The sequence below is a fragment of the Sphaerisporangium perillae genome (assembly GCF_023276435.1).
Classification (GTDB): Bacteria; Actinomycetota; Actinomycetes; order Streptosporangiales; family Streptosporangiaceae; genus Sphaerisporangium; species Sphaerisporangium perillae.
The window spans coordinates 1-26,161 of the sequence record NZ_JALLPO010000015.1 but is presented as its reverse complement, the minus strand read 5'-3'; the positions used below and the strand labels follow the sequence as shown (position 1 = coordinate 26,161).

Genomic DNA, 26,161 nt, shown 5'->3' with positions numbered 1-26,161 from the left:
AAAAAGCGGAGGAGATGATTCCGTGAGCGAGCGGAGCCAGCGAACCGAAGGTTCAGGCGCAGAACGGGCCGACCTGCTGGAGTCCGTGAAGGGGCCGGGAGATCTCAAGCGCTTGGAGGTCGGTGAGCTGCCCGTTCTGGCAGCCGAGATCCGAGACCTGCTGGTGTCCACGACCTCGCGCATCGGAGGTCACCTCGGCCCGAACCTCGGGGTCGTCGAGCTGACCATCGCCCTGCACCGGGTCTTCGACTCGCCGCGCGACCGCATCCTGTGGGACACCGGCCACCAGTCCTACGTGCACAAGATGCTCACCGGCCGCGCCGCCGACTTCGCCACCCTGCGCCAGGAAGGCGGCCTGTCGGGCTACCCGAGCCAGGCCGAGTCCGACCACGACGTCATCGAGAACTCCCACGCCTCGACCGCCCTGTCCTACGCCGACGGGCTGGCCAAGGCCTACAAGCTGCGCGGCGAGATCGGCCGGACGGTCGTCGCGGTGATCGGCGACGGGGCGCTGACCGGCGGCATGGCCTGGGAGGCGCTCAACAACATCGCCGGCCACGCCAAGGACCCCGACCTCCCGCTGGTGATCGTGGTCAACGACAACGGCCGGTCCTACTCGCCGACCATCGGCGGGCTCGCCTCCCACCTGGCCTCGCTGCGCATGACGCAGAACTACGAGCACGTGCTGGAGTTCGTCAAGCAGAACCTCGGCCGCGTCCCGGTCCTCGGCACCCCGCTGTACGAGACGCTGCACGGCGTCAAGAAGGGCGTCAAGGACGTCCTCGCCCCGCAGGTGATGTTCGAGGACCTCGGCCTGAAGTACGTCGGCCCGATCGACGGCCACGACGAGCAGGCGGTCGAGGCCGCGCTGCGCAAGGCCCGCGACTTCCGCGGTCCGGTCATCGTGCACGTCCTCACCACCAAGGGCCACGGCTACTCGCACGCCGAGAACCACGACGAAGACTGCTTCCACTCGCCGTCGCCGTTCGACCCGCTCACCGGCGAGGAGCAGCCCAAGCCGCACAGCTGGACCAACGTCTTCGGCCAGGAGCTCGTGCGCCTCGGCGCCGAGCGCCGCGACATCGTGGCCATCACCGCCGCCATGCTCCACCCCACCGGCCTCGCCGCGTTCGCCGAGGCCTACCCCGACCGCATCTACGACGTGGGCATCGCCGAGCAGCACGCCCTGACCAGCGCGGCCGGCCTGGCCCTCGGCGGCCTGCACCCCGTGGTCGCGGTCTACGCCACCTTCCTCAACCGGGCCTTCGACCAGCTCCTCATGGACGTCGCCCTGCACCGCCTGCCGGTCACCGTCGTGCTCGACCGCGCGGGCGTCACCGGCGACGACGGGGCCAGCCACAACGGCATGTGGGACCTGTCCATCCTGCAGGTGGTCCCGGGCCTGTCCATCGCCGTGCCCCGGGACGCCGTACGGCTGTGCGAGCTGCTCGCCGAGGCGGTCGAGATCGCCGACGGCCCCACCGTGGTCCGCTTCCCCAAGGGAGCCGCCGGTGCCGAGATCGGCGCCGTAGGCACGCTCGGCCGCATGGACGTCCTGCGCGACGCGGGCGAGGACGCCGACGTGCTGCTGGTGGCGGCCGGCCCGATGGCGCAGGCCTGCCTGGACGCCGCCGTGCTGCTGGACGCGCAGGGCATCTCGGCCACGGTGGTCGACCCGCGCTGGGTCAAGCCACTGGACCAGGCCCTGGTCGCCGCGGCGGGCGCCTGCAAGCTCGTCGCCGTGGTGGAGGACAACGGCCGGGTCGGCGCGGTGGGCGACGCGGTGGCACGCCTGCTCCGCGACGAGGGCGTCGACGTCCCGGTGCGCACGTTCGGCATCCCCCAGCGGTTCCTCGACCACGCCAAGCGGCCGAAGATCCTCGCCGAGATCGGCCTCACCGGCCAGGACCTCGCCCGCGAGATCACCGAGGCGGTCGCCAGGCGCTCCGCGCCGCTGGAGGGCGACCCCGCCCGCTGACCTCGACCGCTCCCGCCCCCGCCCCTGGCCCCGACCACTTCCCGTCCGCTGACCCCGGCCCCTGGCCCCGCCCGCTTCGCGGCCGCTGAGCTCGGCCGTTCACCCCGCCCGTCTCCCGGCCGCCCTCCAGCGTCCGGGAGGAATGTTTGACGGCGCTGGGGGTAGGCATGACCTGCGCTTTCTCGCAAGGCGTCCTGCGCGATCACGGGCGATCAAGGGGGCACGCTGATGTCGATTTTCCGGACGAAGTCGGTGGAGCGGTCGATCGAGGACACCGAGTCGCCCGAGCATCGGCTCCGCCGGAGCCTGAGCGCTCTCGACCTGACGGTGTTCGGCGTCGGCGTGATCGTGGGCACGGGGATCTTCGTCCTGACCGGCCAGGTCGCCCGGGACAACTCGGGTCCGGCCGTCGCGCTGTCGTTCGTCGTCGCGGGCGTCGTCTGCGCGCTCGCCGCGCTCTGCTACGCCGAGTTCGCCTCGACCGTGCCGGTGGCCGGGTCGGCGTACACGTTCTCCTACGCCACCATCGGGGAGTTCCCCGCGTGGATCGTCGGGTGGGACCTGATGCTCGAGCTCGCCCTCGGCGGCGCGGTGGTGGCGGTGGGCTGGTCGGGATACTTCAGCGAGTTGCTGTCGACGCTCGGGGTCGACCTGCCGCCCTCCCTGGTGGGGGAGCACGCGGTGTTCAACGTCCCGGCCGCCGTCGTCGTGCTCGCGCTGACAGCCGTGCTGGTGGCCGGCATCAAGCTGTCCGCGCGGTTCAACCTGGTCGTGGTCACCATCAAGGTGGCCGTCGTCATACTCGTCATCGTGGCGGGCCTGTTCTTCGTCAAGGCCGCGAACTACAGTCCGTTCATCCCGGCGCCCCAGCCGACGCCGGCGGTGCACGGCCTGAAGGCGCCGCTGATCCAGGTGCTGTTCGGCATCACTCCCGTGGCCTACGGGGTGCTCGGCGTCTTCACCGGCGCCGCCATCGTCTTCTTCGCCTTCATCGGCTTCGACGTGGTCGCGACGGCCGCGGAGGAGACGCGCAGGCCCCAGCGCGACCTGCCCATCGGCATCATCTCCTCCCTGGCGATCTGCACGGTGCTGTACGTGGCGGTGTCGCTGGTGGTCGTCGGGATGCAGCCGTACTACCGGCTCAGCCGGTCGGCTCCGCTGGCCGGCGCCTTCCGGGTCGTCGGCCAGGACTGGCTCGCCACGATCATCAGCTTCGGCGCGCTGGCCGGGCTCACCACGGTGGTGATGATCCTGATGCTCGGCCAGAGCCGCATCTTCTTCGCCATGAGCCGCGACAGGCTGCTTCCCGGCGGGCTGGCGGCCGTGCACCCGCGGTTCGGCACGCCCTACCGCATCACCATGATCATCGGGGTGGCCACGGCGCTGCTCGCCGGCCTGATCCCGCTGTCCGCCCTGGCGGAGCTGGTGAACATCGGCACGCTGTTCGCGTTCATCCTGGTCTCGATCGGGGTGATGATCCTGCGCAGGACGCGGCCCGACCTGCCCCGGTCCTTCCGCACGCCGCTGGTCCCGCTGGTCCCGATCCTCTCGGTGCTCGCCTGCCTCTACCTGATGCTGAACCTGCCGGTCGAGACCTGGCTGCGATTCCTGCTCTGGATGGCCGTCGGCATCGTGCTGTACTTCGCCTACGGGGCCCGGCACAGCCGGGTGGAGGAGGCGTCGCCGGTACGGGCCGGCTGATTCGGTGGCCGGGCACCCGCGAACGGCTGGACAATTGAGAGAGGAGCGGGCAGGGGCAGGGGGAGGGCCATGATGGTCACGCTGGAAGACGTCGCCCGGGACGCCGGGGTGTCGCTGGCGACGGCCTCGCGGGTGCTCAACGGGAGCAGCCGCCAGGTGGGCGCGATCCTGCGGGCGAGGGTCGAGTCGTCGGCCTTGCGGCTCGGCTACCGCGTGGACGCCGCCGCCCAGACCCTCGCGCGCGGGGCGAGCAACGTCGTCGGCGTGGTGATCCAGGACCTGACCGACCCGTACTTCGTCGCCATCGCCGACGGCGCCATCCGCGCGGCCGACCTGCACGACATGGTGGTGACGCTCGGCACCACCTACCGCGACCCCGAGCGCGAGATCGCCCTGGTCGCCACCCTGCACGCCCAGCGGGCCCGGGCGATCCTGATCACCGGGTCCCGTGTCTCCGACGACTACATGCTCGGGCGGCTGCGCGCGGAGCTGGACGTCTACCGGGCCTCCGGGGGGCGGGTCGCCGTGATCGGCCAGGCCCTGCTCGGCACCGACACCGTGGCCCCGCTGAACCGCGAGGGCGGGCGCAGTCTCGCGCACGCGATCGCGGGGGAGGGGCACCACCGGTTCGCCGTGCTCGCGGGCCCGCGCCACATGTTCACGGCGGCCGACCGCACGCTCGGCTTCGTCGAGGGCCTGGCCGAGCTGGGCGTGCCTCCGCCGGTCATGGTGTACGGCGGGTTCGACAGGGACGGCGGCCATGCCGCCGCCGTCGAGCTGCTGGACATGAAGACCGACGTCACGTGCGTGTTCGCGGTGAACGACGTGATGGCGATGGGGGCGCTCGCCGCCTTCAGGTCGCATGGCGTCGACGTGCCGCGCGACCTGTCGCTGGCCGGGTTCGACGACATCCCCTCGCTGCGCGACCTGGTGCCCGAGCTCACGACGGTACGGCTGCCGCTCTCGCGCATGGGGGCGATGGCCCTGGACCTCGCGCTCTCCGCAGGCGGCGGGCCGCGCGTGGAGTCCGTGGAGGGCGAGGTCGTGCTCCGCGAGAGCGTCAGGAGGCTCCCGGTCCCGGGCATCGCGGCGGTGCCGCGGAGCGCGACCGGCGCTTAGCCTTCGGCCAGCTCTTCGCGGGCGGCCAGGCGGATCAGCGCCTTGGACAGGGCGTGGGCCGTCAGGGAGATCTGCCACTCGCGGGCGCCGAGCCGTCGCAGCCGTTCGGCCACCGCGTCGTCACCGAGGTCCTCGGGAGGCTCCCAGGTGAGGCGGCGGATCGCCTCGGGCTGCAGGAGGTTCTCCGTGGGCATGTGGTGGGCCTCGGCGAGCGCGGCGACGGCGGAGCGGGCGGCGGCCAGCCGCCTGGCGGCGGCGGGGTCGCGGTCCGCCCAGCGGTTCGCCGGTGGCGGGCCGTCGCCGGGCCCGCTCGGCTGCGGGAGCTCGGCGTCGGGGAGCACGCGCGCCCGGCCGATGGCGTTCAGCCATTCGCGCAGGTGACGCCGGGCGCTGCGCCCGGTGAACGGCGCGATTTCCGTAAGGGCCTTGGTCGTGCGCGGCTGCTCCAGCGCGGCCGTCACGATCGCCGAGTCCGGCAGCACCCTGCCGGGCGCCAGGTCGGCCTCGCGCGCGAGCTCGTCGCGCAGCGTCCACAGCTCGCGCACCACGGCGAGCCCGCGCAGAGAGCGCACCCGGTGGATGCCGGAGGTGCGCCGCCATGGGTCGACGCGGGGCGGCGCCGGGGGAGCGGCGAGGATCGCCGCGAACTCCTCCTGCGCCCAGGGGAGCTTCCCGCCGGTCTCCAGCTCCTCGTACAGCACGTCGCGCAGCTCGGTGAGCACCTCGACGTCGAGCGCGGCGTAGCGCAGCCAGTCTTCGGGGAGCGGCCGATGGGACCAGTCCGCGGCCGAGTGCCCCTTCTCCAGGCGCAGGCCGAGGACGTTCTCCACCATCGTGCCGAGGCCCACCCGCTCGTAACCGAGGAGCCGCCCGGCCAGCTCGGTGTCGAACAGGCTGCGGGGGGTGAAGCCGAGCTCCGCCAGGCAGGCGAGGTCCTGCGTGGCGGCGTGCAGGACGATCTCGGCGCCGGCCAGCGCGGCGTCCAGCTCCGACAGGTCGGGGCAGGCGATGGGGTCGATCAGCGCGCTGCCGGCTCCGGCCCGGCGCAGCTGAACCAGATATGCCCGGCCGCTGTAGCGGTAACCGGAGGCGCGCTCGGCGTCCACGGCGACCGGGCCGGTGCCGCTCGCGAACGCGCGTACGGCCGCGGCGAGCGCGGCGGGGTCCTCGATGACCGGCGGGATGCCCTCGCGGGGTTCCAGGAGCGGCACTATCTCGGATGCGGGGATGATTTCGTCGTCGGTCACGTCCTGAAGGACTCCGGGTCTTCTCGACGCGCGGCCCGCGGCGGGAGGGCCGCGACGTCAGGTGGCAGTGGTGGAATGCCCGCCGCGAGGCAGATGAGGTCGCACCAGGCGGCGACGTGGGCCGACAGATCCTCCTCCAGGGGGGACCACGACGCGCGCAGCTCCAGCTCGGTGGTGACCGGATCGTCGGACTTGTTGCCGAACCCCTCGGAGACGGCGCGGGTGACCGTGCCGCCCGCGGCGGCGTACTGTGCCTGGTGGGAGTCCAGGGACTCGGTCAGCCAGCTCCACGCCACGGGCCCGAGCATCGGGTCGGAGGTGATCTCCGGCTCCATGTCGGCGCGGACATAGGCGACCAGGCGGAACGGGCCGTCCCAGCCACGCTGGCCGTCGGGGTCGAACAACATGATCAACCGGCCGACGGCGAGTTCGTCGTCGTCCCGGTAGACCGACGCGCCGACCGCGCCGGAGTAAGGGGCCAGCCGCTGCGGGGCGGGGATGTCCTCCAGCTCGATCTCGGGCCTGACCTCGGTGGGACGCAGGCTCTCCAGCGCCCGCCGGAATGCGGCAGGGGCCGGTGGCGCGTCACCGATGGTCATGATGGCAGCGTAGGCCGGAGCGGGCGGGGCGGGAAGCAGGGGGGTATGCGCCGGGGACATGGAAGGTGATCAAGCCGCCATCACCGGTGTGCCGCCACGCTCCATGTAGACCCGGTCGTGGTGGAGGTCGTGGCAGGGTTCTTCGACGCACCCCTGCTCGCCGGCACGGAGCGCACAATGCACAGTGCGGTGCTCGGAGGAACTCCACATCGCGGTCATCGCGGGCCTTTCGTCGGATCCCAAGATCGAGAGCTCGCACGGACAGGGGTGCGCGTCGCCTGGCCGGCGCTCCCCCCGCGCGCCTTGTCCGTGAACTCGAGGGCTGGTCCGACGTTGACACGTCACGGCGACATTTCCCCGCAACGCGCTCGGCGTGTCCCGAAAGTGGTCACCGAATCAGCGCCGCGCGGTGATTTGGCGAACATTTGATCCAGCCGCGACATGATCACGAACCTCGCGTGAGACGTACTGTACCTGCGCGTGGCCGCTGGTTGACGCGGCCGGCGGCCACCGCGGCCCGGCTCTGCGTGTACCGAACCAGACATAGTGTACGGATCGCGGCTTCAATCGCCATGACCGGACATCAGCCAGATAGGTAACTTTTTCGCGGCAAACTTTGCCGTCGACTCCCAGGACGGCACAGGACATCCTCCGGCGCCACGCGATGCGCCGGGCGTGCCCTTCGCATGGCACTCTGGACGGGTGAATCCCGAGACCGCCGACTCCCCCTTCGTCCGCGCGTGCCGGCGACTGCCCGTGCCGCACACCCCGGTCTGGTACATGCGCCAGGCGGGACGATCACTGCCCGAATACCGCGCCGTGCGCGCCGACGTGCCGATGCTCACCGCGTGCGCGACCCCTGACCTCATCGTGGAGATCACGATGCAGCCCGTGCGGCGGTACGGAGTGGACGCGGCGATCTTCTTCAGCGACATCGTGGTCCCCCTGAAGGCCATCGGCATCGACCTCGACATCAAGCCCGGCGTTGGCCCGGTCGTCGCCGACCCGATCAGGGACACCGCCGGCGTGGCGGCCCTGCGCGCCCTCTCACCCGACGACGTGCCCTACGTCACCGAGGCCATCGGCGCGCTGACCAAGGAGCTCGGCGGCACGCCGCTCATCGGCTTCGCCGGCGCCCCCTTCACGCTGGCCTCCTACCTCATCGAGGGCGGCCCCTCCAAGAACCACGACCACACCAAGGCCATGATGTACGGCGAGCCGGCGCTCTGGCACGCCCTCATGGACCGCCTCACCGAGATCACGGTGGCCTACCTGCGGATGCAGGTGGACGCCGGAGCCTCGGCGATCCAGCTCTTCGACTCCTGGGCCGGCGCCGTCGCCCCTGACGACTACCGCGAGTTCGTCCTGCCGTACAGCAGCCGCATCTTCGCGGGCCTGGCCGATCTGGACGTGCCGCGCATCCACTTCGGCGTGGGCACCGGGGAGCTGCTCGGGCTGCTCGGCGAGGCCGGCGCCGACGTGGTCGGCGTCGACTGGCGGGTCCCCCTCGACGAGGCCGCGCGCCGCGTGGGCGCGGGCAAGGCGCTGCAGGGCAACCTGGACCCGGCCGTCCTGTTCGCGCCATGGGAGGTCATCGAGCGCCGCGCCCGCGACATCGTGGCCCGCGGGCGCTCGGCTGAGGGCCACGTGTTCAACCTCGGCCACGGGGTGCTGCCCACGACCGATCCGGACCGGCTGGCCCGCCTCACCGACCTCGTCCACGAGGCCTCCGCCCGCTGATCAGTGCTCGCCTCGCTCGTCCGATGCCCCTGGCCGGCCGGACGCGCCCGGTTCACCGGGTGCGCGCGGACCGCCCGGCTGGGGACCCTCGACGGTGCCCCGCCACACGGGTACGTCCGTCGCCTCGACCCGCGGGGCCGCCCCGGCGCGCTCGCCGGGCCGAACTGGCTCGGTGGCGTAAGGGATCTCGGCGGGCTCCGGCCGGGGCTCGGGCTCCGGCGCGGGCGGCGCCGCCCGGCCCGCACGGCCCTGACCCACGAGGGACGGCACGCGGCGGCGCAGGAGCACGTAGGCGAGCCAGAGCACGGCGAGCACCACCAGCCAGGGCAGGAGCGCGCCGAAGATCGCCAGGGAGACCCGGACCGTGGTGGTCAGGGCGTTCCACCCGGTCTTCAGGCCGCTGAGGAAGTTCGCGGGCTGCGGCTTCGGCTTCTTCACCACCGGCGCGGGAGGCGGGGTGTTGACCAGGTGCAGGGTCAGCGTGCCGGACGCGGTCTGCGTGGCGAGGCTGCGCTGCCGGGCCTGCAGCGCCTCCAGGTCGGCCTCCCTGGTGGAGATCTCCCGCTCCACCTGCAGCACCTCCTTGATGTCGCCCGCCCTCTTCAGGAACGTGCGGACCTGCGCCAGGCCGGCCTTGGCGGACTTCACCCGGCTGTCCACGTCGGCGATCTCCTCGGTCACGTCCTCGGTGCCCAGGTTCAGCGACTCGCGCTTGCCCAGCTCCTTGCCGAGCCGGTCGACCACGGACGGATACCGGTCCGGAGGGATCTTGAAGACGAGGGTGGCGTCGTCCCGGCCGCCGACGGAGGTCGCCTGCTCGCGGTCGAGCCGCCCGCCGGCCTCGGTGACGATCCCCTTGGCCGTGTCGGCCGCGGCGGTGACGTCCTTGGCGCGGACGGTGAGCTCGCCGGTGTACACGATCGCCCGGTCCGCCTGCCGCACCTTCACGTCCGTGGCCCGGGCGCTCGTGGAGGCCTCGGCGTCCTGGCCGGTATCGCCGGCCTGCGCATCGGCCGGTGCCCCCTGCGCGGGCGCGACGGCAGGAGCGTCGCCCATGCTGGAGTCCCCTGAACCACCGCATCCTGAGATGACGAACACAACGGCCGCCAAGGCCACCAGGAGGGGCGGGCGGCACCGTAATCTGCTCATGCCTTGGTTGACGGCACCGGCCGGGCCGGGGTTTTGTGCGCGGCGTCACAATGGCGTCACGTTCTCGATCCGGACCCGCGGGCGAGGCCGTCCCTCTGAGCGGACCGAGCCTGGTGACGGGTAACGTCTTGAGGCATGGAACGAACTCGGCGGCACGTCGTGGTCGTCGGCGGGGGCATAGCGGGACTGGCGGCGGCCTGGTATCTCCGCCAGGAGGACGATGGCCTCACGGTGACCGTGCTGGAGGGCGCTTCGCGCGTCGGGGGCAAGCTGCACGCCACGCCGATCGCGGGCATCCAGGTGGACGAGGGCGCGGAGGCCATGCTGGCCCGGCGGCCGGAGGGCAAGGAGCTCGCGCGCATGGTGGGGCTCGGCGACGAGCTGGTCCACCCCGCTCCCGTCGGCGCGTCCATCCTCAGCAGAGGCGCGCTGCGGTCGATGCCCAAGGGACAGGTCATGGGCGTGCCCGCGGACATCGCCGAGCTCGCCCGCTCGGGCATTTTGTCGCCCGGCGGCCTCGCCAGGGTGCCGCTCGACCAGATCCTGCCCGCGACTTTGATCACCTCCGACGTCTCGGTCGCGGCCTACATCCGGGCGCGCGTGGGCGGCGAGGTCCTCGACCGGATGGTGGAGCCGCTGCTCGGCGGCGTGTACGCCGGGCGCGCGGAGACGCTCTCGCTGGACGCCACCATGCCCGCCATCGCGACGGCCGCCCGCACCGAGCGCTCGCTGCTCCGGGCGGCGCGTGCCATCACCGAGAAGGCCCCGAAGGACGCCGGGCCGGTGTTCACCACGCTGAAGGGCGGCATGGGCGCCCTGCCGCCGGCGGTCGCCGCGGCCTCGGGCGCCGAGATCAGGACCGGTGTCATGGTGCGCGAGCTGAGGCGCACGAGCGATGGATGGAGCCTCGTGGCCGGGCCGGCGAGGGCCCCCGAGACGATCGAGGCCGACGCGGTGATCATCGCGACGCCCGCTCCGGCGGCCGGCCGCCTGCTGGCCGGCGAGGTGCCGAAGGCCGCCGCCGAGCTGTCCCGCATCGAGTACGCGAGCATGGCCATCGTCACCCTGGCCTACCCGCGCGCGGCGTTCCCCGAGCAGCCGGCCGGCAGCGGGTACCTGGTGCCGCCGGTCGAGGGACGGACGGTCAAGGCCGCGACGTTCAGCACGGTCAAGTGGCCCCATCTGGCCGAGGCCGACCCGGCCGTGCTCGTCCTGCGCTGCTCCATCGGGCGGCTCGGCGAGGAGGCGGTCCTCCAGCGCGACGACGCCGAGCTGGTGGCACTCGCGATGGCCGAGATGGCCGAGGTCATGGGGGTGCGGGGTCTGCCCCTCCAGAGCCGGGTGACCCGCTGGGGCGGCGCGCTGCCGCAGTACGAGGTCGGGCATCTCGACCGGGTCGCGCGCATCCGCGCCGCGGTCGCCGTCCAGCCGGGCCTCGCCGTGTGCGGCGCCGCGTACGACGGCCTCGGCATCCCGGCCTGCGTGTCCACCGCGCGCACGGCCGCGGCGACGATCCTCTCGCACCTGAAGGAGGAGCGCGGTGGAGAATGGCGTAAGGACCAGCCTGCCGCCGGCACCCGCTGAGGGTCCCGGCGTGCCCAGGCGATGGAACCTGTCGATGGAAGGCGAGTGCGAGCTGTGACGGAGAGCAAGGCGCGGCCCAAGGCGCGTGATCTCAACGAGGTGATCAGGTACACCATGTGGTCGGTCTTCCGGGTGCGCGAGGCGCTGCCGGGCGACCGGCAGGACCTGTCGCACGAGGTGGAGGCCGTGCTCTCGCAGGCGGCCGAGAAGGACGTCGTGACCCGGGGGGCCTACGAGGTGGCCGGGTTCCGGGCGGACGCCGACTACATGTTCTGGTGGCACGCCTCGACGCCGGAGGACCTCCAGGAGGTCTACGGCCGCTTCCGCAGGACCTCTCTCGGCCGCGCGAGCGAGCCGGTGTGGTCGGTGATGGCGCTGCACCGTCCGGCGGAGTTCAACAAGTCGCACATCCCGGCGTTCCTGGCCGAGGAGGAGGCGCGCGGCTACGTCTCCGTCTATCCATTCGTCCGTTCGCTGGAGTGGTACCTGCTGGAGGACGCCGAGCGCCGGGCCATGCTGGCCGAGCACGGCAAGATGGCCCGCGACTATCCCGACGTGCGGGCCAACACGGTGGCGTCGTTCGCGCTCAACGACTACGAGTGGATCCTGGCCTTCGAGGCCGATGACCTCCACCGCATCATCGACCTGATGCGCCATCTGCGTGCCGCCGAGGCCCGTAGGCACACCCGCCTCGAGGTGCCCTTCTACACCGGCACCCGCAAGCCGCTCGAGGAGCTGGTGGCCGCCCTGCCATAAGCGACACGGGCCGACAAAGCCGACATCTGTAACTCAAGCCCCAAACGCCCCATGACTGATATTGCGGGAACAAGTCACGCGAGTTCGCGATCTTTGGCATACTCAGGATGATTCCCGTGTCGAAGTGAGGCAGAGGGTGAACAGGGGCAGGAGCCTGGCACGTTCCAGGCGAGGGGGGCACCGGAGGCGCAAGCCACGCCGGGCATGGATTCTCGAGGGGTTCTCGGCGCTGGCCGCCGTCGTGGTGACGGTCCTGGCCGTCGGCGTGGTTTTCCTGCGCCCGGGAGGCGCTCCGGCCGCGTCCGGCGCGGCGACGGCCCGGCCGAGCGCGGCGGGGACGCCCGCCGGAGCGCCGGCCGGCGACGGCTCGCAGGCCAAGGCGGCCGGCGCGCGCCTCAAGAAGGCGCGCGACCCGGCCAAGACGGCCTCGGGCCCCTCCGAGCACACCGACGTCAAGGCGGTGAGCTACTTCAAGCAGCGGTGGGTCGCCGACAAGGCGGTCAAGCGGATCACCGACATCAGGACCGTCGGGAAGTACCTGCGGATCTACACCGACCTTCCCGAGTCGGCGCACAACTCCAAGTCGGCAATCGACCTGTGCAAACGGGGTCTGGAGTACCTCGTCCAGGAGGTCGGCGACGAGCATCCCGTGGTGTTCGTCCAGGCGGAGTTCGGCCAGAACGGCAACCCCGTCCTCGCCAACATCCTCGGCGGCGGCGACGCCTCCTGCCGCCTCACCCACCCCGCCCCGGATTAGCACGGTCCATGACGGTCGCCGAGTATCAGGCGCGCGGCCTGGTCCACTTCCATGCTGTGATCCGGCTTGACGGACCGGACGGGCCTGCCGATCGTCCCGGGACCTGACACCGAGGGCACAGCGTCTGAGTCAGCCGCCCCTGATCCGCTGCAGGGTCTTACCGTTCGCGTCGGTGAAGACCAGCGTTGCCGCTGTGACGCCGGGAGGGTATTTCACGGCCCACACCCCGAGCCCCGCTCCGACGCCCCGCGCGACGCTTCCGGAAACCTTCCGTCCATCCGGAGTGACCGCCGTCATTCCGTGGACCTCGTCTCTGGCGATGCCGAAGAAAATTTTCTCGGGATAGTTTCTGCGCGCCTGTTCTTGGATCAGCCTGCGCAGTTCCTTCTCAGTGGCGTCGGGATAGAAGGCTCTCATCTGCTCCGCGTTCAGGATGTCGTTCGTTGCGCCCTGCGTGCGGGCGAACTCTTTGGCGGTGAGCGGAGGAAAACCGGCGCAGGTGACGCCGCCGTCTGAATCCAACGAGTCGCACAGGACAAGGCCTGTCCGGCCGGTGGCTGACCTGCCTAGCCACATCCAGATCGGTATCTCCGGAATGGAGGCGATCCTTCCGACGGGTGGGTACTTCTTCTTCATACTCTTGAACCTCGCGCTGGACGGCTCTGCCGTAGCCACGGCGGATGGCCCGGTGGGCGCAGCGACGGTCGGCACAGCGGCGGTGACGCCGTCCCGCTGTCCCGGCTGCGGGAGACCGAGCCAGGTCACCGTGACGGCCAGGCATGCCGACAGCGCAGAAACCGCGACGACGGTGATCCGATGGCGCCTGCGTATCGCGTGTCCGGCCACAACGGCCCGGTTCACGTCCACCGAGGTGGGCGGCTGCTCCTGGCGTGCCAGTGTGTCGAATAGGTATCTGGTGTCCATCAGCACTCCTCCGCATGCGATAGGCGCGAGTCCGGTACGCCGAGTATCGAGCGCAGGGTGGCCAGGCCACGGGCGGTCTGGCTCTTGACGGTTCCGGTAGAGCAGCCGAGCGTGTGGGCGGTCTGCTCGACGCTCAGATCGCAGTGAAAGCGCAGCACGAGGGTGGCGCGCTGGCGCGGTGGCACTGCGGCGAGCGCCCGGCGCATGTCCATGGCCGTGTCGCGGTCGCTGCCTTCCACCGGGGAGTTGGGTGGCATGGGCGTCAGCCGTACCCGCGAAAACCAGCCTCCTCGCTGCTCGGCGAGGAAAACCCGAACGAGGATCGTCCGGACGTAGGCGTCAAGATTGTCGGCGGCGCGCGCCTGGCGCCATTTGACGTAGAGCCGCGTTATCGCTGTCTGCACCAGATCATCGGCGCGGTGCCAGTCCTGACACAGCGGGTAGGCGATCTGCCGTAACCATGGCAGCCGCCCACTCACATAGGCGGTGTACTCCTCATCGAGACTCATCGGTCTCCCGCAAAAAATAGCTTCACGCCAGGTAGATGCGCCGAGGCCGTACAGAGGTTGCATCGGACGATGACAAGGAACGGGGCTTCACATCGGGCTTGTAGTCGAATGTCTCCTGCGGAGGCGCCGGATGAGGTAAGCCCCTTCAGAGCAGGGAGGGCTCGCGTGGCCGCCGGCGACGCCTCGCTGAACTCGATCGCGAAAAAGGTCGGCGCCGGCACCCTCTACCGGCATTTCCCCAACCGCGAGGCGCTCGTGCTCGCGGTCTACCGGGCGCTGTGGCTGTGGTTCGACCGCCTCGCGCACTACGGGACGGGCTAGGTGACGGTCGGGTGGCCCTCGCCTCGATCGTCGTCCGTCGTGGGCGGGAGCCTTCTCACCCGCACGCGGGTCCTGCCGCACACCGGGCAGCGCTGCGTGACCACCTGACCGATGGCCTCGATCGTCTCCCACCTGTGGCGAATGTGCACACAGCTCCCGCACGGGACGAAACCTTTAGTCCTCGCAGGCGGCGAGGTGCCCGCTGCGGGTATACCCGTACCGTCTCATGTACACGCGCCCGCCGTTACCTACCGCGAGCGTTCCATCACAAATACGGGCACTTGATCGCTTGCGGTCCCGGTCGTACCGCCCCCCGGAGTTCCGGGCGCGGGTCAGCTCTCGTCGGGGAGCAGGCGCAGGGAGACGGAGTTGATGCAGTAGCGGTCGTCGGTCGGAGTCTCGTAGCCCTCGCCATGGAAGACGTGCCCGAGGTGGGAGTCGCACCGGGCGCAGCGGACCTCGACGCGCGACATGCCGAGCGAGTGGTCCTCGATGAGGGTCACCGCGTCGGACTCCGACGGCTCGAAGAACGACGGCCACCCGCAGTGGGAGTCGAACTTCGCGCCGGACCGGAACAGCTCTGCCCCGCAGGCACGGCAGGAGTACACCCCCACCGTCTTGGTGTCGACGTACTCGCCGGTGAACGGCCGCTCGGTGCCCGCCTGGCGGAGCACCCGGAACTCGTCGGGCGACAGCTGGACGCGCCAGTCGGCCTCGCTCTTGACCACCTTCTCCATGCCTCCACCCTATGCGCGCGGGAACCGGACGTGATCCCGGAGCCGTGAGGTGTAAGGACTTCGTGAGACGGCCGGAAGAGTTCGCCGGCGATTTCCGGGGTCAGGCATCCTTTCGCCATGCTTCCGGCGTCTTCATCAGCAGAGGGTTGATCACCTCCGGTCCGTCCCGTGCGAGCGCCCGGTCCGCCATCGAGGCGCTCCGGGACGGACCGTTCCTCTCGGTTCCTGTCACCGGCGAGGGGTACGGTCGGAGACATGGCGTCGCCGTTTATCGAGCTGAATGTCGGGGACCGGATCGTCAAGGTCACGAACCCAGACAAGGTCTACTTTCCTGACATCGGTGCGACCAAGCGTGAGCTGGTCGAATACTACGTATCGGTCGGCGAGGGGGCGCTGCGCGCGCTCAAAGACCGGCCCACCTACCTCAAGCGCCATCCCGACGGCGTGCTCTCGGAGGCGATCTATCAGAAGCGCCTCCCGCCCCGGCATCCCGACTGGCTGCAGACCGTCACCATCCGGTTCCCGAGCGGCCGCAGCGCCGACGCGCTGCGGGTCACCGAGGTGGCCGCCATCGCGTACTGCGCCAACCTGGGCACGATCGACTTCCATCCCTGGCCCACGCGCGCCGACGACGTGGAGCACCCCGACGAGCTGCGCATCGACCTCGACCCCCAGCCCGGCACCGATTTCGACGACGCTCGTGAGACGGCGTTCGCCGTGCGGGAGGTCCTCGACGGGCTCGGCATGCGGGGCTTCCCCAAGACCTCTGGCACCCGGGGCATCCACATCAACGTGCGCATCGAGCCCCGGTGGTCGTTCACCGAGGTGCGGCAGAGCGCCATCGCCCTCGCCCGCGAGGTCGAGCGGCGGCGTCCGGACCTGACCACCACGGCCTGGTGGAAGGAGGAGCGCGGCGAGAAGGTCTTCATCGACTACAACCAGAACGCCCGCGACCGCACGATCGCCAGCGCCTACTCGGTGCGGGCGAGGCCGTACGCCCCGGTGTCCACGCCTGTGACCTGGGAGGAGCTGGTCGAGGTCGATCCGCGTGACTTCGACATCCGCACCGTCCCCCCGAGGTTCGCCGCGCTGGGCGACGTGCACGCCGAGATCGACGACCGGGCTTTCACCATCGAGCCGCTGCTGGAGTGGTACGCCAAGGACGAGCGCGGCGACATGCCCTACCCGCCCAACTACCCCAAGATGCCCGGCGAGCCGAAGCGGGTGCAGCCGAGCAAGGCGCGCCCGGACGAGGGCGCGTAGGCGGCCCGGCCGGCCGCCGTCCGGGTGGAACGGGGCCGGCCGGGCGGGGCGTCTCACCAGTTGGCGGGCAGGCCCGGGGTGGTGGCCGGCAGGGGGTGGTCCGGCGGGTGGATGACGTACACGATGCCCCGGCTGCTGGAGCCGCGCAGCCAGACGTTCTCGAAGTCGGCCCTCGGGTAGACGTGGCGCACGGCGTCGTCGCTGGGCGACGCCGGGTCGTTGGCGATCACGTCACCGGTGGCGGTGAAGCCGATGATCACCATGAGATGGCCGTTGGTGCCGTACCCGGCGCCGGGCAGCTCCCCCTTCTTGAACGACTGGGAGGTGACGACCGGGACGCCGGCGACGATCAGGCGTTCCAGCTCGGTCAGCGAGCGCAGCCGGGTGACGAACCCCTCCATGCCGTAGCGGCCGGCGTAGGCGGTGTTGAACGGCCAGTTCCCGGCGCCCTGGTAGTCGTGGTCGTAGGTGTACCTGGCGGCGTAGTCGACCTCGGGGTCGGGGTCGGTGGGGTCGACCCAGGCGGTGTCCTGCGCGCTCGGCCACTTGCCCCAGTAACCGAGCACCATCGTGGTCGAGGTGGGGCTGCACCACGCCTCCCCGCCGCCGTCCCACTCGGGGTAGTGGCCCACATGGACGTTCTGGGAGCGGCGCGGCACGTTCAGCTCGATCCCCCACGCGCCGCCGCCGGGGCTGACCGGCACGGTCTTGCGGTCGGGGACGGCTGAGGTCATCGCGCCCAGCGTCCGCACGGCCGGGATCACCGACGAGCCGGGCGTGCGGTACAGGGTGACGCGCAGTTGGTAGCCGGTGATCGGCCTGCCGTCCGCGGCGACGAAGGTGTCGACGGAGACGTACCCGTCGTCGTCGCCCTGGCTCGGCAGCGAGGTGCGGTTGATGTCGCCCTCGCCGTAGGCCCAGCGGCCGAGCACGTACCACTTGGTCTGCCCGGCCGAGTTGCGGCCGCGCATCTCCACCTGCAGCCAGCTTCCGGCCGGGGTGTCGGCGTTCCAGGAGGCGACGGCCTCGGTGGCGGCGAAGCCGATCGGCCGCTCCTGGCCGGTCCACCGGGCGTACTCCCAGTCCTTGGTGCCGAGCGCGTCGGTGTAGGAGGTGGTGCCGGCGGGGGTGGCGAAGGCCAGGGTGCTTCCGGCCGTCACGCCTTCGGAGGTGCCGGAGCCGAAGTCGGAGCGCTGGTAGGTGACGTTCACGGTGCCGGAGGCGGGTTTGGTCCCGGCCATGGCGGGGCCGGCGGCGTAGGTCGCGGTGAACAGAAGGGCGGAGAGGAACACGGTCAGCACGCGCATGGGCTCACCTTGCCTGTCGGGTGTCGAAGCCGCCGACGCTAGATCCACTGCTCGCCTCCCGCATCGGAAGGATTACGTATGACTACAGAAGAGTGACGTGCCGGTCAGATCGCTCAGTAAGCGGGCGAATCCGCCTCCAGCGAGCGTCACGCGTCGCGGGCGGGGGGCATCAGGCGTCAGCCTCTCTCGTTCTCGGCGGCCTCGTCAGGTCCTGCGGCCTCGCCGGTGCCCGCGGTCTCGCCGGAGCCGGTCGCCTGCCGGGGGCCGGCCACCGGCGCAGAGCCCGTGGCCGGCGGCGGATTCGCCGTCGCGGCGGCGCCCGCCTCCACGTCGGCGTGCAGTGACATGGTCGCGGCGGCCCGGCGCACGGCGCCGACCGGAACGGTGGGGACGAGTTTGTCCAGGAAGGCGTACCGGCGCGCCAGCGAGTCGATGTAGGCGCCGCTGCCGCCGGCCGCCGCGGTGGCGCGCACGTCGTGCCACCAGTCGGCGATGTCCCCCCAGCCCGGCGCCGCGAGCGAGCCGCCGAACTGCTGCACGGCGAGCGCCGAGCAGATCCCGGCGAACGACAGGCGGTCGACGAGCGGCCAGCCCGACAGGGTGCCGAGCACCAGGCCGGCCCCGAACACGTCGCCGGCCCCCGTCGGGTCCAGCGCGGTCACCCGCAGAGCCGGGGCGTACGCCTCCTCACCGGTCGCCGAGTCGATGGCCATCGCGCCGTTGGCGCCGTCGGTGACCACCGCGAGGGGCACCCGGTCGGCGATCGCGTACAGGGCCTCGCGGGGCGTGTCGGTGCCGGTGTACGCCATGGCCTCGACCGCGTTCGGCATGAAGGCGTGGCACACCGACAGCTGGTCCAGCAGCGAGGGGGACCAGATCTCAGAGGGGTCCCAGCCGACGTCGGCGAAGATCAGCGCACCGTCCTCGCGGGCGAGGTCGGCCCAGTTGCACATGTCGGCGCTGCCCAGCGGCTCCTCCACCGACAGCGGCGCGATCACCGCCCTGGACCGGGGCGGGCGGCCGATCATCTGGCTCGCCGCCATGGGGGCCGGATGGCCGTGGGTGACCATGCTGCGGTCGCGGTTCACGGCCATGGAAACCGTCACGGGGGAGTGCCACTGCTGGAACCGGCGCGAGCGCGACAGGTCGACCGACTCCTGCTCCGACAGGATGCGCCAGTTGAAGTCGGCGTAGTCGTCGTCGCCGAAGGCGGCGGCCATCGAGGTGCGCAGCCCGAGGCGGCTGGAGGCGATGGCGAGGTTGGCGATGCCGCCCGGGCACGACCCCATCCCGTCGGCCCAGACCTCGGTGCCGGCGGCCGGCATCGCCTGCAGGCCGGTGAAGACGATGTCGAGGAAGACGGTGCCCGCCGTGAACACGTCGAACTCCGGCGCGTCCGGGCCGCGTTGGTCGGCTAGTGGGTCGTAGGCCTGGACAGACACGGCAGCGGTCCTCCCCGACGATGCGAAGATGTGCGCACTCTTGCACGTTTCGGCGGCCCATATCAAGGGTCGACCAAGGGTCGACGGCCAATGATGCTCATTCTTGCTTAGTTACGCGCAGGAATGACTGATACGATCCTCGCGTGCTCCAGCACGTCAGGCATGCCGAGATCATGCGGCGGGTCCGCTTCGCGGGCGTCACCAGCGTGCGCGACCTCGCGGCCCAGCTCGGCGTCAGCCCGTCGACGATCCGGCGCGACCTTGAGGTGCTCGACCGCGACGGCACGCTCCGGCGCGTGCGCGGGGGAGCCCTCGCCGCCGTGGACGCCGACGACCTGCCCTTCGCGCAGGTCGCGAGCAGGGACGAGAGCGACAAGGACGCCGTCGCCGCCCGCGCCGCCCGGCTGGTCCAGGACGGCGACGTCGTGCTGCTCGACATCGGCACCACCACCGTCAGGCTCGCCCGCCACCTGTGCGGGCGCCGCGTCACCGTGGTCACCTCCAGCCTCGCCGTCCTGGACGTCCTGCGCGGCGACCCCGCCGTCGAGCTGCTGCTGCTCGGCGGCATGCTGCGGCGCACCTACCATTCGCTCGTCGGCGTGCTCACCGAGCAGGCGCTGCGCCAGGTATGCGCCGACCGGGTCTTCCTCGGCGCCGGCGGCGTGCGCCCCGACGGGCAGGTGACCGACTCCACGCTCGCCGAGGTGCCGCTCAAGCGGGCCATGATGGCGGCGGCGGGGCAGGTCGTCCTCCTGGTCGACCGGCACAAGTTCCCCGGCAGCGGAGCGCTGCGCGTGTGCGGCCCCGAGGAGCTCGACGCGGTCGTGACCAACGGCGGCGCCGACGAGACGACCGTCCGCGCCCTGACGGCCGCCGGCGCCGAGGTGGTGCTCGCGTGACCGCGCACGGCGGGGCGGAGCGTACCCAGGGCGCGGCGACGGCGCACGGCTGGGCGGGGCGCACTCATGGCGCGGCGACCGCGCGTGGCGCGGCGTGGCGCACGCGGGCCGAGACCACCACGCACGGCGGAGCAGGGTGCGCGGAGCGCCCGGGCAAGGAGCAGGCATGAGGCTGACCATCCTCGGCGGCGGCGGTTTCCGCGTCCCCCTCGTGTACGGGGAGCTGCTGCGCGACCCCGGCAGGCCCCGGGTGGAGGAGGTCGTGCTGTACGACGTCTCCGAGGAGCGCCTGGCCGCGGTCGGGCACGTGCTCGCGCAACTCGCGGCCGGGCACGACCATGCGCCCCGCGTGCGCGCCACCACCGACCTGGACGACGCGCTGCGCGACGCCACCGTCGTGTTCTCGGCGATCAGGGTCGGCGGCCTCGAAGGCCGCACGGCGGACGAACGGGTCGCGCTCGACCTCGGGCTGCTCGGCCAGGAGACCATCGGGCCGGGCGGCATCGCCTTCGGCCTGCGCACCATCCCGGTCGCCCTCCACGTGGCCGAGCGTGTCGCCGCCCTCGCGCCCCGGGCCTGGGTCATCAACTTCACCAACCCGGCCGGCATGATCACCGAGGCCATGCAGCGGGTCCTCGGCGACCGCGTGGTCGGCATCTGCGACTCGCCGGTCGGGCTGATCCGGCGGGCCGCCCGGTCGCTCGGCCTGGACCCAGCGCGCACCGCCCCCGACTACGTCGGCCTGAACCACCTCGGCTGGCTGCGCGGGCTGTCGCACGAGGGCCGCGACGTGCTGCCCGACCTGCTCGCCGACGAAACGGCGCTCAAGCGGGTGGAGGAGGCGCGGCTGTTCGGGCCCGACTGGGTGCGCTCACTCGGCGCGCTGCCCAACGAGTACCTGTACTACTACTACTTCACGCGGGAGGCCGTGGCCGCGATCGGCGGGGCCGCACAGACCCGGGGAGAGGCGCTGCTCCAGCAGCAGACGCGGTTCTACTCCACCGTGCGGAGCGAGCCCGAGCACGCCCTGGCCGAGTGGCGGCGCGCCCGCAGGGAACGTGACGAGTCGTACATGGCCGAGACCCGCGAGACCGCCCAGGCGGGCGAGCGGGACCCGGCCGACCTGTCGGCCGGCGGGTACGAGGGCATCGCGCTCGCTCTGATGACCACCCTGTCCCGTGGCGGGTGCACCACCATGATCCTCAATGTCCGCAACGGCCACGCGGTCCCTGGGCTGGGGCCGGAGGCCGTCGTGGAGGTCCCGTGCATCGTGGACCCGGGCGGCGTGCGGCCGCTCGCCACCGCACCGCTCCCCGGCGAGTTCCTCGGGCTGGTCCAGCAGGTCAAGGCCGTCGAACAGCTCACCATCGAGGCCGCCGCCACCGGGTCCGCCGCCGTGGCCCTCCACGCGTTCGCCGCCCACCCCCTCGTCGACTCGGTCTCGGTGGCCCGCCACCTCCTCGACGGCTACCGCACCCGGCTCCCCGACCTGGCCGCCGTCATCCCTCCTCTCCCGGCCCGGTAGCCACCGTCCTCCCGCTCCCGTTCCCGCCCCCAGACCTTTCGGCTCCTCCTCAAAACGCCGCGTACGGCATGACCTGCCCCTTCTCCTGCCCTGCCAGCCGGGAGGGAATTCTCGAAGGGGCGGGTCTCGGCCAGCGCCAGCAGGATGACGTCCTCGTCGAGGGCGTGCCGGCCGGCGTCCACGGACAGCAGGCCCGCCCGGACCATGGCCTGCCGTGCGGCCGGGGTGAACCTCGCGAACATGCTCATCGAATCTCCTTAAGCGTGGAGACCTCAGCCTTCAGGCGGGGGAGGAAAGGGATGTCAACGCGGCCAGGAACGTCCTCGCGGCCGGGCCGGCCGAGAGGTGAAACGCCTGTGGAGCTGGTGTAAGACCTCAAAGAGAGAGTCCTTTCTGGCGGGCGACCGGCGGCGAAGCGGGAAACCCGGCCCGCGACGGTCGGGACCCCCTCGTTCACGAGGGAGAGGAGGTCAACTCCCACTCCCTGATGCGTTGCCGATGACGCGGTGCGCGTGCTTCCTGTGCGCCGTCTGGCGCCGGACGCCGAGGGCGGCGGCGATGGCCTCCCACGACCAGCCCTGTGCCCGGGCGTTGCCGACGTGCGCGGCCTCCAGCTCTTCCAGGAGCCTGCGCAGGGCCGCCACGGCGGCCAGGCCCGTGGCGGGATCGCGGCTGTCGGCGGCCGCGGCGAGTTCGGTCGCTGCGCTCATGCTGTCAGCATAAGCTGACGCGGCCAGTTTGTCAGCATTAGCTGACAATGATGTGGCGGCATCGCGCGGAAGGAAAGGGACAAATCGGTATGTCCGGGTACATAGCGGGGAGAGGCGGCGACAGGAGGACAGCTGACCAGACGACTCGCTTTCCACGCGGGAGGCAGCTGAACTATGGAGAGCGGCGAGCGGCCCGCGCTGCGGGTCGATCTTCTGGGCGGCTTCCGGCTGGTGGCCGGAGGAGAGCAGGCGACGGTCTCGGGCGGCACGGAACGTCTGGTGTCGTTCGCCGCCCTCTGCGGCCAGGCGGTGCCCCGGACCCTGTTGGCGGGCACGCTGTGGCCGGACCGGCCCGAGCGGCGGGCGCAGGCGAGCCTGAGGTCCGCGCTGGCGCGCCTTGAGGACGCCGGCCGGCAGATCCTCGACATCGGCACCACCGAGGTACGGCTGAGCCCGTCCGCAGAGGTCGACATCGGCGAGGCGCGCGCGCTGGCCCGCCGCGTGCTCGACCCGTGCACGCACACGGCCGGAGATGACCTCTGTGCGGAGGCCGTGGAGATCCTTTCCGTCGACCTGCTGCCCGGCTGGTACGACGACTGGGTGGTCCGCGAGGGCGAGGAGTGGCACCAGCTCCGCCTGCACGCCCTGGAGGCACTGGCCGACGACTTCACCGAGGCGGGCCGGTTCGCCGACGCGGTGGCCGCCGCTGGGGTGGCCGTACGGGCCGAGCCTCTGCGTGAGAGCGCGCACGCGGCGCTGATCCGCGCCCACCTGGCCGAGGGCAACCAGGCCGAGGCGCTGCGCGACTTCGAGCGCTACGAGCGGCTCCTCTCGGTCGAGCTGGGCCTGCGCCCGACCCCGCTGGTGACCGATCTCGTCGCCGGCCTGCGCGCCGTCGCTCAGCGTTGATCCGCCGCCGTCATCCTCCTGTCACGCCCGCGTCACGGCGCGGTGGCGCGGTCCCGGAGAGCATGTGGTTCGACCCCACGGGCGGACGCCCTGGACGGCGTCACCCGGCGGCCACGACGAAAGGAGTCGGCCATGGTAGGCAAGCGATCCGCGATGCTTCTCGGTCCGGCGCTCCTGTCGCTCTCAATCGCAACCGCGGGAGCCGCGCAGGCATCCTCGGCGCCACGACCCGCTACGGCGGTGACCAGCGCCGGGCACACCACGATCGCGCCGGCGGGCCTGCGCGTTCTGCCCCGCGCGGAGTACACGAACGGGAGCACCGGGGACTACACAGACGGCGGCGACGGCTGCAGGCGCTACGGCGACTGCGACAGATCGGAGCGGGGCAGGTTCGACCGCGACAGGTCCGACCGTGACAGATCGGAGCGGGGCAGGTTCGACCGCGACAGGTCCGACCGTGACAGATCGGAGCGGGGCAGGTTCGACCGCGACAGGTCCGAGCGGGGCAGGTTCGACCGCGACAGATCCGACCGTGACAGATCCGAGCGGGGCAGGTTCGACCGCGACAGGTCCGAGCGGGGCAGGTTCGACCGCGACAGGTCCGAGCGGGGCAGGTTCGACCGCGACAGATCCGAGCGGGGCAGGTTCGACCGCGACAGGTCCGGGATGAGGTAGGACGGAGTGGCTCCGCGGGACCTCGGCGGGCTCCCCGCGGAGCCGAGGGACATGGGCGCCTCGCCCATGTCCCCTCCGGCGCCCTCGGGCCGTTCGCGGCGGAGCTCGGTCAGCGGGCCTGGATGTCGTCCAGGTTGTAGCCGACGGGCGTCTCCAGCTGTTCGTAGGTGCAGGACTCGGGGGTGCGGTCGGTGCGCCAGCGCCGGAATTGGGCGGTGTGCCGGAACCGGTTGCCCTCCATGTGGTCGTAGGCGACCTCGACGACCAGTTTCGGGTCCAGCGGGACGAACGCGAGGTTCTTGCCGGCGCTCCAGCGGGAGATGGCCCCCGGCATGCGCTGGGTGGTGCTCTGGTCCTGCGACATCCAGGAGCTCCAGGGGTGCCCGCCCAGGTCTTCCAGGAGGTAGGGCTTGAGCTCGTCGATGAGCTCGGCGCTGAGGCACGCTCCCTCGAACATCTCGAACATCTCGAACCACTCGCCCGCGCGCTCGTCGCTGCCGGTGATGGAGGGCTTCCGGCTGGTGGCCGGAGGAGAGCGGGCGACGGTCTCGGGCGGCACGGAACGTCTGGTGTCGTTCGCCGCCCTCTGCGGCCAGGCGGTGCCCCGGACCCTGCTGGCGGGCACGCTTTCTGTGGCCCGACCGGCCCGACCGGCCCGACCGGCCCGACCGGCGCGAGCGGCGCGCCCAGGCGAGCCTGCGGTCGGCGCCGGCGCGCCTGGAGGCCGCAGGCTGACAGGTCCTGGACATCGGCACCACTGAGCGAGGTCCGGCTGAGCCCGGACGCCGGCGTCGACATCGAGGAGGCGCGCGCCTTGGCCCGCCGCATGCTCGGCAACCAGGCCGAGGCGCTGCGCGGCTTCGAGCGTTACGAGCGCCTCCTGTCCGCTGAGCTCGGCCTGCGCCCGACCCCCGCTGGTGAGCGAGCTTGTAGCGAGCCTGCGTGCGGTCGCCCACCGTTGAAACGGCGCTCCTGTCATCCTCGCGTCACGTCGGTGTCACGGCCAGGTGGCGCGGTCCCGGAAAGCATGTGGTTCGACCCCACGGGCGACCGCCCGTCCTCGACGGCCATCGCGGATGGCCACGACACGAAAAGGAGTCGGCCATGGCAGACAAGCGAACCCTCGTACTGCTCGGTCCGGCGCTTCTCTCGGTCTCGCTCTGGACCTCCGGACCCGCGCAGGCGTCCGCGGCGTCGGGCCCCGCGCCGGCGGTCGCCGCCGGGCACGGCCTCGCGGCGGCGGTCCACGCCGTCCCGCGCGACCAGGACGACAACGGGGGGGCCGGAAACGGCGAATCCAGCAAGATGGGCGAGTCGGAGAAGTCGGGTATCTCAGGCAAGACCGGCGAGTCCGAGGAGACGGGCACTTCCGGTCAGATGAGCGAGTCTGAGGAGACCGGCACCACCGAGCAGACCGGCGAGTCTGAGGAGACCGGCAACATCGAGCAGACCGGTACTCCCGAGGAGACCGGCAACATTGAGCAGACCGGTACTCCCGAGGAGACCGGCAACATTGAGCAGACCGGCGAGTCCGAGGAGACGGGCACTTCCGGTCAGATGGGCGAGTCGGAGGAGACCGGTACCTCCGGTCAGATGGGCGAGTCCGAGCAGTCCGGCAACATCGAGCAGACCGGTACTCCCGAGGAGACCGGCAACATCGAGCAGACCGGTACTCCCGAGGAGACCGGCAACATCGAGCAGACCGGTACTCCCGAGGAGACCGGCAACATCGAGCAGACCGGTACCTCCGGTCAGATGGGCGAGTCCGAGAAGACCGGGACCTTGGGCAAGGCCACCGAGTCCGAGCAGACGCAGGAGTCGGGCAACATCTCCGGAAAGATCGGCGAGTCCCCGCAGTCGGATCTGGAGTCGCAGACAGTGGAGCACTGAGCCGCGCCACCGGGCTCGGGTGAGCCGGCCGCGGACGGAGGGACATGGGCACGACCCATGTCCCTTCCGCCGTGCGTGCCCGGCGGAACGCCGCTCAGCGGGCCAGGATGTCGTCCAGGTTGTAGCCGACGGGCGTCTCCAGCTGTTCGTAGGTGCAGGACTCGGGGGTGCGGTCGGTGCGCCAGCGCCGGAATTGGGCGGTGTGCCGGAACCGGTTGCCCTCCATGTGGTCGTAGGCGACCTCGACGACCAGTTTCGGGTCCAGCGGGACGAACGCGAGGTTCTTGCCGGCGCTCCAGCGGGAGATGGCCCCCGGCATGCGCTGGGTGGTGCTCTGGTCCTGCGACATCCAGGAGCTCCAGGGGTGCCCGCCCAGGTCTTCCAGGAGGTAGGGCTTGAGCTCGTCGATGAGCTCGGCGC

The 26,161-nt window shown here is 71.5% G+C and carries 26 protein-coding genes and 2 pseudogenes; 15 read left to right on the top strand and 13 right to left on the bottom strand.

The genetic code is table 11. The features are described from left to right. Positions 1-22: 22 nt before the first annotated feature. From dxs to MYF83_RS16260, 3 genes are all read left to right on the top strand, one after another. Positions 23-1,978 (top strand): 1-deoxy-D-xylulose-5-phosphate synthase, encoded by a 1,956-nt coding sequence (gene dxs, locus MYF83_RS16270; RefSeq protein WP_372500169.1) that lies wholly within the window; start codon positions 23-25, stop codon positions 1,976-1,978. A gap of 228 nt (positions 1,979-2,206) precedes the next feature. Further along, entirely contained in the window at positions 2,207-3,679 is a 1,473-nt protein-coding gene (locus MYF83_RS16265) for an amino acid permease (RefSeq protein WP_248961231.1), read from the top strand. Between the two features lie 72 nt (positions 3,680-3,751). Next, complete coding sequence (locus tag MYF83_RS16260) at positions 3,752-4,798, top strand: LacI family DNA-binding transcriptional regulator (RefSeq protein ID WP_248961374.1); 1,047 nt, start codon at positions 3,752-3,754, stop codon at positions 4,796-4,798. Here MYF83_RS16260 and MYF83_RS16255 read toward each other — a convergent pair. Together MYF83_RS16255 and MYF83_RS16250 are read right to left on the bottom strand one after the other, a co-directional pair. Next, positions 4,795-6,045 (bottom strand): HRDC domain-containing protein, encoded by a 1,251-nt coding sequence (locus MYF83_RS16255; protein ID WP_248961229.1) that lies wholly within the window; start codon positions 6,043-6,045, stop codon positions 4,795-4,797. The genes MYF83_RS16260 and MYF83_RS16255 overlap by 4 nt on opposite strands. Beyond that, positions 6,042-6,644 (bottom strand): DUF3000 domain-containing protein, encoded by a 603-nt coding sequence (locus tag MYF83_RS16250; RefSeq protein ID WP_248961227.1) that lies wholly within the window; start codon positions 6,642-6,644, stop codon positions 6,042-6,044. Before MYF83_RS16250 ends, MYF83_RS16255 begins: the two co-directional genes overlap by 4 nt. Before the next feature lie 702 nt (positions 6,645-7,346). On the opposite strand from MYF83_RS16250, the gene hemE reads away from it, so the two are divergent. Continuing rightward, positions 7,347-8,384 (top strand): uroporphyrinogen decarboxylase, encoded by a 1,038-nt coding sequence (hemE, locus tag MYF83_RS16245; RefSeq protein WP_248961373.1) that lies wholly within the window; start codon positions 7,347-7,349, stop codon positions 8,382-8,384. Here hemE and MYF83_RS16240 read toward each other — a convergent pair whose 3' ends face one another. Then, positions 8,385-9,440, bottom strand: coding sequence for a DUF4349 domain-containing protein (locus MYF83_RS16240; RefSeq protein WP_248961225.1), 1,056 nt, complete (start codon positions 9,438-9,440; stop codon positions 8,385-8,387). A 228-nt stretch (positions 9,441-9,668) separates the two neighbouring features. Between MYF83_RS16240 and hemG the strand changes: the two genes are divergently transcribed. The 4 genes and pseudogenes from hemG to MYF83_RS43780 form a co-directional block, all read left to right on the top strand. Continuing rightward, the gene (hemG, locus tag MYF83_RS16235) at positions 9,669-11,117 is read left to right on the top strand and encodes a protoporphyrinogen oxidase (RefSeq protein ID WP_248961218.1); all 1,449 of its coding nucleotides are present in this window, start codon (positions 9,669-9,671) and stop codon (positions 11,115-11,117) included. Between the two features lie 45 nt (positions 11,118-11,162). Continuing rightward, the gene (gene hemQ, locus MYF83_RS16230; protein ID WP_372500168.1) at positions 11,163-11,873 is read left to right on the top strand and encodes a hydrogen peroxide-dependent heme synthase; all 711 of its coding nucleotides are present in this window, start codon (positions 11,163-11,165) and stop codon (positions 11,871-11,873) included. A gap of 136 nt (positions 11,874-12,009) precedes the next feature. After that, positions 12,010-12,630, top strand: coding sequence for a hypothetical protein (locus tag MYF83_RS16225; RefSeq protein ID WP_248961212.1), 621 nt, complete (start codon positions 12,010-12,012; stop codon positions 12,628-12,630). A 14-nt stretch (positions 12,631-12,644) separates the two neighbouring features. Further along, positions 12,645-12,728: pseudogene (locus MYF83_RS43780) on the top strand (replication initiator); the annotation flags it as partial. A 31-nt stretch (positions 12,729-12,759) separates the two neighbouring features. On the opposite strand, the gene MYF83_RS16220 reads toward MYF83_RS43780, so the two are convergent. Next, positions 12,760-13,554 (bottom strand): hypothetical protein, encoded by a 795-nt coding sequence (locus MYF83_RS16220; protein WP_248961210.1) that lies wholly within the window; start codon positions 13,552-13,554, stop codon positions 12,760-12,762. After that, positions 13,554-14,063, bottom strand: a complete 510-nt coding sequence (locus tag MYF83_RS16215; RefSeq protein ID WP_248961209.1) for a SigE family RNA polymerase sigma factor — start codon at positions 14,061-14,063, stop codon at positions 13,554-13,556. The genes MYF83_RS16220 and MYF83_RS16215 overlap by 1 nt, the downstream gene beginning before the upstream one ends. Positions 14,064-14,228: 165 nt before the next feature. Between MYF83_RS16215 and MYF83_RS44295 the strand changes: the two genes are divergently transcribed. Then, complete coding sequence (locus MYF83_RS44295) at positions 14,229-14,384, top strand: TetR family transcriptional regulator (protein ID WP_372500167.1); 156 nt, start codon at positions 14,229-14,231, stop codon at positions 14,382-14,384. Positions 14,385-14,716: 332 nt separating this feature from the next. Here the strand turns inward: MYF83_RS44295 and msrB are convergent, their stop codons facing one another. Beyond that, on the bottom strand, positions 14,717-15,121 hold the full coding sequence (gene msrB / locus MYF83_RS16205) for a peptide-methionine (R)-S-oxide reductase MsrB (protein WP_248961207.1): 405 nt from the start codon (positions 15,119-15,121) through the stop codon (positions 14,717-14,719). Between the two features lie 255 nt (positions 15,122-15,376). Here msrB and ligD point away from each other — a divergent pair, with 255 nt between their 5' ends. Continuing rightward, positions 15,377-16,384, top strand: coding sequence for a non-homologous end-joining DNA ligase (gene ligD / locus MYF83_RS16200; protein WP_248961205.1), 1,008 nt, complete (start codon positions 15,377-15,379; stop codon positions 16,382-16,384). A gap of 53 nt (positions 16,385-16,437) precedes the next feature. On the opposite strand, the gene MYF83_RS16195 is transcribed toward ligD, so the two are convergent. Together MYF83_RS16195 and MYF83_RS16190 are read right to left on the bottom strand one after the other, a co-directional pair. Beyond that, entirely contained in the window at positions 16,438-17,691 is a 1,254-nt protein-coding gene (locus MYF83_RS16195) for a C39 family peptidase (protein ID WP_279339619.1), read from the bottom strand. A 176-nt stretch (positions 17,692-17,867) separates the two neighbouring features. Then, positions 17,868-19,133: a PfkB family carbohydrate kinase gene (locus MYF83_RS16190; protein ID WP_248961200.1), complete on the bottom strand. Its 1,266-nt coding sequence runs from the start codon at positions 19,131-19,133 to the stop codon at positions 17,868-17,870. Positions 19,134-19,276: 143 nt separating this feature from the next. Here MYF83_RS16190 and MYF83_RS16185 point away from each other — a divergent pair, with 143 nt between their 5' ends. The 3 genes from MYF83_RS16185 to MYF83_RS16175 are packed head-to-tail and all read left to right on the top strand — an operon-like array spanning position 19,277 to position 21,557. Beyond that, positions 19,277-20,032, top strand: coding sequence for a DeoR/GlpR family DNA-binding transcription regulator (locus MYF83_RS16185; protein ID WP_248961199.1), 756 nt, complete (start codon positions 19,277-19,279; stop codon positions 20,030-20,032). Continuing rightward, on the top strand, positions 20,029-20,202 hold the full coding sequence (locus tag MYF83_RS16180) for a hypothetical protein (protein WP_248961197.1): 174 nt from the start codon (positions 20,029-20,031) through the stop codon (positions 20,200-20,202). Before MYF83_RS16185 ends, MYF83_RS16180 begins: the two co-directional genes overlap by 4 nt. Next, positions 20,199-21,557, top strand: a complete 1,359-nt coding sequence (locus MYF83_RS16175) for a 6-phospho-beta-glucosidase (protein WP_248961195.1) — start codon at positions 20,199-20,201, stop codon at positions 21,555-21,557. Before MYF83_RS16180 ends, MYF83_RS16175 begins: the two co-directional genes overlap by 4 nt. Here MYF83_RS16175 and MYF83_RS16170 read toward each other — a convergent pair. Both MYF83_RS16170 and MYF83_RS16165 read right to left on the bottom strand, forming a co-directional pair. Further along, positions 21,500-21,805, bottom strand: coding sequence for a hypothetical protein (locus tag MYF83_RS16170; RefSeq protein WP_248961191.1), 306 nt, complete (start codon positions 21,803-21,805; stop codon positions 21,500-21,502). The genes MYF83_RS16175 and MYF83_RS16170 overlap by 58 nt on opposite strands. Before the next feature lie 222 nt (positions 21,806-22,027). Next, positions 22,028-22,267 (bottom strand): helix-turn-helix domain-containing protein, encoded by a 240-nt coding sequence (locus tag MYF83_RS16165; protein ID WP_248961187.1) that lies wholly within the window; start codon positions 22,265-22,267, stop codon positions 22,028-22,030. Positions 22,268-22,441: 174 nt separating this feature from the next. On the opposite strand from MYF83_RS16165, the gene MYF83_RS16160 reads away from it, so the two are divergent. After that, positions 22,442-23,176, top strand: a complete 735-nt coding sequence (locus tag MYF83_RS16160) for an AfsR/SARP family transcriptional regulator (RefSeq protein WP_248961183.1) — start codon at positions 22,442-22,444, stop codon at positions 23,174-23,176. Positions 23,177-23,532: 356 nt separating this feature from the next. On the opposite strand, the gene MYF83_RS44290 is transcribed toward MYF83_RS16160, so the two are convergent. Both MYF83_RS44290 and MYF83_RS16150 read right to left on the bottom strand, forming a co-directional pair. Beyond that, complete coding sequence (locus MYF83_RS44290) at positions 23,533-23,904, bottom strand: pentapeptide repeat-containing protein (RefSeq protein ID WP_372500176.1); 372 nt, start codon at positions 23,902-23,904, stop codon at positions 23,533-23,535. A 56-nt stretch (positions 23,905-23,960) separates the two neighbouring features. Next, positions 23,961-24,476, bottom strand: coding sequence for a hypothetical protein (locus MYF83_RS16150; protein WP_248961386.1), 516 nt, complete (start codon positions 24,474-24,476; stop codon positions 23,961-23,963). A gap of 479 nt (positions 24,477-24,955) precedes the next feature. On the opposite strand from MYF83_RS16150, the gene MYF83_RS16145 reads away from it, so the two are divergent. Beyond that, positions 24,956-25,741: a hypothetical protein gene (locus MYF83_RS16145; protein WP_248961180.1), complete on the top strand. Its 786-nt coding sequence runs from the start codon at positions 24,956-24,958 to the stop codon at positions 25,739-25,741. A gap of 94 nt (positions 25,742-25,835) precedes the next feature. Here the strand turns inward: MYF83_RS16145 and MYF83_RS16140 are convergent. After that, positions 25,836-26,161, bottom strand: a pseudogene (locus MYF83_RS16140) (ATP-dependent DNA ligase); the annotation flags it as partial.